The following is a 6554-nucleotide window of genomic DNA, read 5'->3' as shown; positions in this document are numbered from 1 at the left end:
CCTGAAACCGCAGCATCACCCGTGCAAAGTTATCTCCTTCGGTCCGGACGACTGGCGTGAACCCAAGTCTTTGGTAGGTCGGATGGTCTGATCGCAAATCTGTTGTAATCCCACACGCCCGTGCGGTCGGTCCGACTGCATGAATCAGTTCAGCCTGTTCACGGGTCATGACACCGATTCCCTTACTTCGAAGCCCGATAAGTGGTCCGGATTCAAACATGCTCATATAGCGGCGTGTCTCACGCTCCACATCATCCATTGCTTTCATAATCCGTGTGAGGTCTTCATTATCAGGATCAAATCTGACTCCTCCCGGGATAATGTATGCACAGGTGACCCGTGCACCGGTCAGATATTCAAGCAGGTCCATGACGGTTTCACGAATATTGAGGAGATACATCCCAATCGTCTCGTGTTCGATGGTATAACAGTACGAGAAGTTAGCGATCAGATGGCTCTGCATCCGGTCAAGTTCATTTGCCAGTACCCGCAGGTATGCCGCCCGGTCAGGGACGTTCAGCCCTGAAATCTTCTCCATCGTCTCAATGAATACAAAGTTATGGATAACTGAACAGATCCCGCATACCCGCTCGGCCAGGAACATAACCTCCTGCCATGGCCGGCCGACCATGATCCGTTCAATTCCCTTTTTCATGTATCCCAGTTCGACCTCGGCGGCGAGGATCTGCTCACCAAAGGTCTCGCACTTTATCCGGCAGGGTTCCTTGAAGATTGGATGGACCGGCCCGAGCGGAATTGATACATCAACCGTCTTTTTCATCGCTTCATCTCCCAGTCTTTGAATATGTGCGGGGCTACAGAGAGAATCGCCGAAATGATCTCAGTCGGCCGGGGCGGACATCCCGGAACCTCTGCGGCAATCGGGATATAACTCTTTGCAGGAGCCTTCGTCAGGGTCTGTGGCCGGGAAAAGACGCATCCGGATATCGGGCAGTTTCCGATGGATACGGCAACCTTTGGCTCAGGAATCTTGTCCCAAACCATCCTGAGTTTATCCTCCCACTGAGGGGTTATTCCGCCGATTATCAGAAGAACATCTGCTTCACGGGGATTATTATGAACATATATACCATACTGCTCAAGGTCATACCGGGGGGAGAGGCATGCCAGGACTTCAATATCACATCCGTTACAGGATCCGGTATCCACATAACAGACATGAATCGAACGCTGACGAACGGCGTTTTTCAGGGATTGCAGGATGGTCATTCTGCTTCCTCTCCAAATACCTTTGATCGAAGTACGGCCTTTCCCTTCTCCGGGTCATTACATTTTTGGGCGATACTGAGGGCTTCGTTCATAATCTCCTGCGAAACAACCGGTATATAGGTCGTAAACAGTTCATACCCTATTTGTCGTTTCATGCCCCCCTCTGTATCACCCTTATCACGCCAGCTGTCATATCTGACGGCAAGTGACTCGAGCGTCATCATATCCAGGTTTTCGATCAGCAGCCGTCTCATCTTCATCGGGGGAATTCCGAGCAATTCTGCACAGGCGGTGACCACCTTTTTGTGATACGGGCTTTTCAGAATGGCAAATTTCATCCCAAACAGGTCGCGTTCATAGATATCTGTCATATCATCCCCCCGCTTTTCAGTATTGCGTACAGGCCAAAGAGGAGGATGCAGGCCCATATAGCAATCATCTCGCCTTCATGAAGCGGGTGTTCATCCCTCGCAAAGGGGAGTGCGGCAAGGAGAGCGACTGCTGCAATTCCGATAATTGCCTGCCAGAGTATATGGCCCCTGATTAGTTCTATTCCAAAGAGCACTGCATATACGAGCGCCCCTCCTGCAAGAATCTTCCTGATGCGAATCATCCCATCACCCCCAGGGCGATAATGTATATTGTGAGAATGCCCGTAATTACCGTCTGAAGGGCTACCGCGTCAAATGGCGAGAGCATGGGGGTAAATGCACAGATAAAGGAGAGTGAAATGAGGACGATGAGCATTGCAAACAGCATCAGGTACCAGGGAAGGACTCCAATAAAGAGAAGGACGAATGCTGCAAGGAGTACATATGTCTTGAGTGCATACGCAACCTCAAGGCCTGCCCGCCAGACACCGAAGTGTTCCGTCCGGTTTCCTGATACGATCTCTTTTGCCTCAATAATTGAGAACGGCCCATAATGCATCTTGGAAAGTATGACGATGTACATGGCAATCGCTATCGGGAACGCCCCGATGAGCAACGGTCCGTGTATCTCCTGGTATCTCGTGATATCACTAATCATCAGTGAGCCTGTCACCACATACATGCCAGCAATCGTTGCAAAGAGCGGGATTTCTGAAGCTGCAGACATTACTGATCTGATCGCTCCAAACTTCCCATATGGTGAACCTGATGAGAGCCCCAGACCATGTTCGGTGATCTTATGCAGCATAAATACGGCAAAGAGAAGAAGCAGACTGCCTCCGCTGAAAACGATATAATATGCACCGGTCCATATGGCTATGGAAACTGCCACGATGAAGACAAACATGGGCATACTTGCCGTTTTTGGAATCCATGTCTGTTTAAAGGAGAATTTTAAGGTATGAAGAATCTCCTGCCATATTGGCGGCCCTGGCCGCCCCTGTATCCGTGCAATGATCTTCCGATGTATGCCATGAAACAAAAGACCGATAAAGACTGCGGGAAGTATCTGTGTTATCATATTAATACCCGGTAAAAGGGATGTCCCCATCTGTGTTTGATGCATTCCACCAGAGAAAGAGTGCCAGAATAAATGCCGGAAATGTCAGGATCACGCCGATCACCGGCAGCCATCCTGGCTGTATTCCGACTGATACTGCATATGCTGCGATCCCGAGAATAACCCCTGTGATTATGGTTATTGCCAGATACGACTCTTTATTCATTGTTACACCGTCAAAATGATCTCGATGACCCGAAGGAAGATGAGCAGGGAACTGACATGGATCATCAGTACGTATGGTGCTCCCGGTGCCCGGGTGATCTCAGCCTTTGCGATATAAAAGGGTGCCATTCCTTCTCCCATTACTCCAAGGACCAGAAACATCTTTGCAGCCAGGGGAACCATCCCTCTCCCTGCAAGTTCCCAGATCGACAGGGTTCCACAGGTCCCAAGAGCGGTTGCTGCACCACCAAAGAGGAAGGTTGTTGCGACCATGGCGACGATTCCATAATTATACGCTGCATTCAGAACATACCGGTTGTTCACACCTGCAACAATCCCGATGTTTGTGATTCCGATGAGGGCGGTAAAGAGTGAAAAGTTGAAGAGGTCACCTGAACAGACGGCACCAAGTGTTGCAAGACCGCAGGCAATTGCCATGAAACGCTGAAACCTGAGGTTTTCATGAGTTATCTCTTTGGTATACACCGCATCAGTTCCAAAGATGATATCCGTCTGCTGCTCCGGCCGTGCGATGATGGCGATTATGATAAAGGCGGTTGCAAACAGGAACAGGGTTGTCGTGTATACACTGAAGTAATTGACAATGTCCCCAAATTCGAGGATAAAGAGTTCTTCTCCCTCAATTGGCAGATTAAACATCCCTCCCCTCCCGCATGGTGCCGATAAGTGCCATCTTTGTGGTTACTTTCATGAGGATCGCCCCTCCTGCAAGGATTACGGCAATCAGCCAGGCCTGTGGCAAAATCATGAAGATGAAGAATGCCACGATCCAGAGCGCCCATGCATATCCTGATACCATTTCAAGGAGGGCAAACCGCTCCTCATATCCTTTACACATGAAATAAAATACAAGACCTATGCCTGCAACCGCACCGCCGGAGAACCCGGAGAGGATGATTCCATACACAACCAGGGCAAATGTGATAATCGGCGGTGCAGTTCGCATCACCTCGATCCGTATCGGCTGAAAGGCCGGAAGGGGGAGTTTCTCCTTTCTGATGTAGAGTTCGGTGAGCATGAGGAGTTCAGATATGCCGACCACAAGACCGGGGAGGACAAGAGCTTCTGCCAGGTCTGTTGCTACCAGGCAAACAATAACAAGTCCAGTTGTCTCTATCAGATCTACAACAAGTATTTTGTGGATATCATCACGTTCCCGAAGCAGGGCGATGAATGATATGATCACACATATCAGGGTACAGAAAAGCCCAACCTGGTAAAAATCCATCAGGCCCTCCTCCTGAAGAGAAATGAGGCGATTGCAAATGCAGTAAAGAGGATACTGGTCTCAACCACTGTATCAAGACCCCGGGTATTGTAGAGGATCTCATCAAGAATCCCTCCCGGATGGGCAACGATCGTAGTTCCGAGATAAGGTGTTGTATTGGCAAGGAACCATGAGAACGGTGTCAGGTATGCAGTCACATAACCGGCAGTCGGGGAGTTATCCGGATATTGGGCCCTGACCTCTGCCCTGGCAAAAGGGATCCCTCCCCTGTCATAGGGGTCAAGGGTTGAATCCCGGTCTATGGTTTTTGAGTAAATCTGATCCTCGTGATAGCTGAGGAGCGGGACCATCAGGATGCCACAGCATGCAACAAAAATACCAAGAGCAGCATAAACAGCAACCAGGTTCTCATACGTAGACATCCAGTTTGAGAAGATTCGAAATCCCGTTCCGATACGACGTATCATGCGGTCATCCTCCGCTCGACAAGAAGAACAAGAACAAATGTTGTGAGGGTTGAAACGGCGATAAAGGTCAGAAGAGCCAGGGTCTCATCAAAGGATAATGCAACAAGGAGCAGGCCGAATGCAGGGATCTCAAGATTGATAATCCTGGTCAGATATTCCCGGTCACGGGGGAAGGCACAGACAAAGGTTCCAATAAGAAGCAGGATCAGTCCTGCATAAAATTCAGGACTCATGGCTCCCCCTTTCGGCAGAGTTGGAGGACAAAGACTGTTGAGAGAGGGATGATAACAGCAAGAGCTGCGGCAACATCGGCATACCCCCTTGCTATGATAAGGGGCATGACCCCACCTCCGATTACTCCGATACCAATCAGCTTGGCATAGGGGTCACGAACATATCCGGCATACACTGCTCCAATGAGGGTAATTATACAGATGATGATGAGAAGCAGGATATTCACGGCTCCACCCCCCCTGCCCAGGTACTTGCAATGGCGTTTGATTCAAAGGTAGATCCAATAAAATATGCTGCTGCGGCAATGACGCCAAGCGGATGAGGAATCATCAGAGCCATGATTCCTGCAATGGAAAAACTAAACACATTCAGGAATGGGAGTTTTCGCATAACATCAGGTTCAAAAATAATTCTGATGACTGCATACAGAGCGATCATTCCACACAATATGGCAGCAAGCTCCGCACTCTCTGCCGGCGGTTGGAGCATAGGTGAAGCAAACGGGCCGGGAAGGTTATCCAGCAGGGACATCAGAATGTCCTCGCTCATTTCCGAAGCCTCCATATCTTTCCAAGAAGTCTGCTCGCATGCCGGTGGGATATCCCCTGTATGGTCAGGATTGCTATCACCATTCCGATGATGAAGAATTCAGCCGGAATTCCGATCTTGGTTCCCCCATACACCATAAAGGTTGCCAGGAAGCATCCCGTTGTTCCTGCATAGCCGGGATCAGAGCATATGCGGTTCCCGATATATACGAGGACTGTTGCCAGGAGACCACCGGGTATTCCAAAACAGTATACACCACAGGCAGCAAGAAGGGTACCGGCCGATGCATCAGGGGATGATACAATATTACCCATCATGGTCCCTCCCCTGAGATCCCCTCCGGCCTTTTCAACTGCTGCTGCAATTGCTTTTGCTCCGACAACGCCTCCTTCCCGAGGCAGTGCCCAGATCATATCAATGGTAATAAAGAGAACCCAAGCGCAGAGGGCTGCAAAGCCAATCTGAAGGATCAAGCTGATCATGCCAGTAAGTAACGTACGCTTCGTGCGGGAACAGATTAAAGGTTGTGATCTCTGGGTCTCTCATCATTTGATACAAAAAAAGGAATTATTGTGCAATATCCAAAAGGCCCAATTTTTCCCCATATGAGCAGATAATTAATACTCAGGACAGGTTGAATATGCCTCCCTGAGCGCCTTCCATAATTCATTCTTCCATATCTTTCCTGTCCTGGGGTTATAAATTGCAGACCATGAATGCATCAGGATGTCTTCTCTGTTTGTTACCATCAGCACATAAAATTCAGCCATGTATGCCTCATACTCACGTTCTACAGTGCATCCAAAACTATCTTCCTCGCTGGTCAGATGCTGGACGGCATGGGTCAGCTCATGTGCGATTGTACCACTCACTTCTTCCCATGACTTCCTCTTCCAGTAGTCCCGCGAGATATATACTGTCCCAGGCTCTTTCTTCCCGTGAGCATAGACATACTGGCCGTTTGAGTCGATCTCATCAGTAAGCCTGAGTTCGATGCCATAATCCTGAACCAGACTGGCAAGGTCTTTGAGGAGATCATTATCAGAATATGCCAGAATCACCCACGCCTTCATCAGGTCAGGATCGATCAGGTCCTGTGGGTTTCTGACCGTTACAGGTGTGATCTCTTCCTCCGGAGCCAGTACTTCAATATCCGCGGCCCGGGCAAG

At 49.4% G+C, this 6554-nt stretch carries 14 protein-coding genes; all 14 read right to left on the bottom strand.

What is annotated here, in order from left to right:
• The coding region (locus PLA23_RS09090; RefSeq protein WP_324474923.1) for a hydrogenase large subunit at window positions 1–781 on the bottom strand (781 nt) is incomplete at its 3' end.
• Window positions 778–1230, bottom strand: a complete 453-nt coding sequence (locus PLA23_RS09085) for an NADH-quinone oxidoreductase subunit B family protein (RefSeq protein WP_324332158.1) — start codon at window positions 1228–1230, stop codon at window positions 778–780. The genes PLA23_RS09085 and PLA23_RS09090, both read right to left, overlap by 4 nt.
• Entirely contained in the window at window positions 1227–1601 is a 375-nt protein-coding gene (locus PLA23_RS09080) for an EhaM family protein (RefSeq protein ID WP_324474921.1), read from the bottom strand. The genes PLA23_RS09085 and PLA23_RS09080 overlap by 4 nt, the downstream gene beginning before the upstream one ends.
• A complete protein-coding gene (locus PLA23_RS09075) occupies window positions 1598–1843 on the bottom strand; it encodes a hypothetical protein (RefSeq protein WP_324474920.1) in 246 nt (81 codons plus the stop codon). Before PLA23_RS09075 ends, PLA23_RS09080 begins: the two co-directional genes overlap by 4 nt.
• Window positions 1840–2682: a respiratory chain complex I subunit 1 family protein gene (locus PLA23_RS09070; protein WP_324328837.1), complete on the bottom strand. Its 843-nt coding sequence runs from the start codon at window positions 2680–2682 to the stop codon at window positions 1840–1842. Before PLA23_RS09070 ends, PLA23_RS09075 begins: the two co-directional genes overlap by 4 nt.
• 1 nt (window position 2683) lies before the next feature.
• Complete coding sequence (locus tag PLA23_RS09065; RefSeq protein WP_324328836.1) at window positions 2684–2887, bottom strand: hypothetical protein; 204 nt, start codon at window positions 2885–2887, stop codon at window positions 2684–2686.
• Window positions 2888–2889: 2 nt separating this feature from the next.
• Window positions 2890–3546 (bottom strand): hypothetical protein, encoded by a 657-nt coding sequence (locus PLA23_RS09060; RefSeq protein WP_324328835.1) that lies wholly within the window; start codon window positions 3544–3546, stop codon window positions 2890–2892.
• On the bottom strand, window positions 3539–4135 hold the full coding sequence (locus tag PLA23_RS09055) for an EhaG family protein (protein ID WP_324328834.1): 597 nt from the start codon (window positions 4133–4135) through the stop codon (window positions 3539–3541). Before PLA23_RS09055 ends, PLA23_RS09060 begins: the two co-directional genes overlap by 8 nt.
• A complete protein-coding gene (locus PLA23_RS09050) occupies window positions 4135–4602 on the bottom strand; it encodes an EhaF family protein (RefSeq protein ID WP_324328832.1) in 468 nt (155 codons plus the stop codon). The genes PLA23_RS09055 and PLA23_RS09050 overlap by 1 nt, the downstream gene beginning before the upstream one ends.
• The gene (locus PLA23_RS09045) at window positions 4599–4835 is read right to left on the bottom strand and encodes an EhaE family protein (protein ID WP_324328830.1); all 237 of its coding nucleotides are present in this window, start codon (window positions 4833–4835) and stop codon (window positions 4599–4601) included. The genes PLA23_RS09050 and PLA23_RS09045 overlap by 4 nt, the downstream gene beginning before the upstream one ends.
• A complete protein-coding gene (locus PLA23_RS09040; protein WP_324328828.1) occupies window positions 4832–5062 on the bottom strand; it encodes an EhaD family protein in 231 nt (76 codons plus the stop codon). The genes PLA23_RS09045 and PLA23_RS09040 overlap by 4 nt, the downstream gene beginning before the upstream one ends.
• Window positions 5059–5385, bottom strand: coding sequence for an EhaC family protein (locus tag PLA23_RS09035; protein ID WP_324328826.1), 327 nt, complete (start codon window positions 5383–5385; stop codon window positions 5059–5061). Before PLA23_RS09035 ends, PLA23_RS09040 begins: the two co-directional genes overlap by 4 nt.
• Window positions 5382–5867, bottom strand: a complete 486-nt coding sequence (gene ehaB / locus PLA23_RS09030) for a [NiFe]-hydrogenase-3-type subunit EhaB (RefSeq protein ID WP_324328824.1) — start codon at window positions 5865–5867, stop codon at window positions 5382–5384. The genes PLA23_RS09035 and ehaB overlap by 4 nt, the downstream gene beginning before the upstream one ends.
• A gap of 135 nt (window positions 5868–6002) precedes the next feature.
• Window positions 6003–6554 (bottom strand): hypothetical protein (locus PLA23_RS09025; protein ID WP_324474919.1); only part of this gene is annotated, 552 nt, incomplete at its 5' end.

The sequence above is a fragment of the Methanospirillum sp. genome, from assembly GCF_035406105.1.
Taxonomy (GTDB): Archaea; Halobacteriota; Methanomicrobia; order Methanomicrobiales; family Methanospirillaceae; genus Methanospirillum.
The sequence above is the reverse complement of the archived record's forward strand: the minus strand, read 5'-3'. Positions and strand labels throughout refer to the sequence as shown.

Coding starts and splice junctions, on each gene's coding strand:
- PLA23_RS09080 (WP_324474921.1), bottom strand. CDS start 1,601: ATGACAGATATCTATGAACGCGACCTGTTTGGGATGAAATTTGCCATT.
- PLA23_RS09055 (WP_324328834.1), bottom strand. CDS start 4,135: ATGGATTTTTACCAGGTTGGGCTTTTCTGTACCCTGATATGTGTGATC.
- PLA23_RS09065 (WP_324328836.1), bottom strand. CDS start 2,887: ATGAATAAAGAGTCGTATCTGGCAATAACCATAATCACAGGGGTTATT.
- PLA23_RS09045 (WP_324328830.1), bottom strand. CDS start 4,835: ATGAGTCCTGAATTTTATGCAGGACTGATCCTGCTTCTTATTGGAACC.
- PLA23_RS09075 (WP_324474920.1), bottom strand. CDS start 1,843: ATGATTCGCATCAGGAAGATTCTTGCAGGAGGGGCGCTCGTATATGCA.
- ehaB (WP_324328824.1), bottom strand. CDS start 5,867: ATGATCAGCTTGATCCTTCAGATTGGCTTTGCAGCCCTCTGCGCTTGG.
- PLA23_RS09050 (WP_324328832.1), bottom strand. CDS start 4,602: ATGATACGTCGTATCGGAACGGGATTTCGAATCTTCTCAAACTGGATG.
- PLA23_RS09035 (WP_324328826.1), bottom strand. CDS start 5,385: ATGAGCGAGGACATTCTGATGTCCCTGCTGGATAACCTTCCCGGCCCG.
- PLA23_RS09060 (WP_324328835.1), bottom strand. CDS start 3,546: ATGTTTAATCTGCCAATTGAGGGAGAAGAACTCTTTATCCTCGAATTT.
- PLA23_RS09070 (WP_324328837.1), bottom strand. CDS start 2,682: ATGATAACACAGATACTTCCCGCAGTCTTTATCGGTCTTTTGTTTCAT.
- PLA23_RS09085 (WP_324332158.1), bottom strand. CDS start 1,230: ATGACCATCCTGCAATCCCTGAAAAACGCCGTTCGTCAGCGTTCGATT.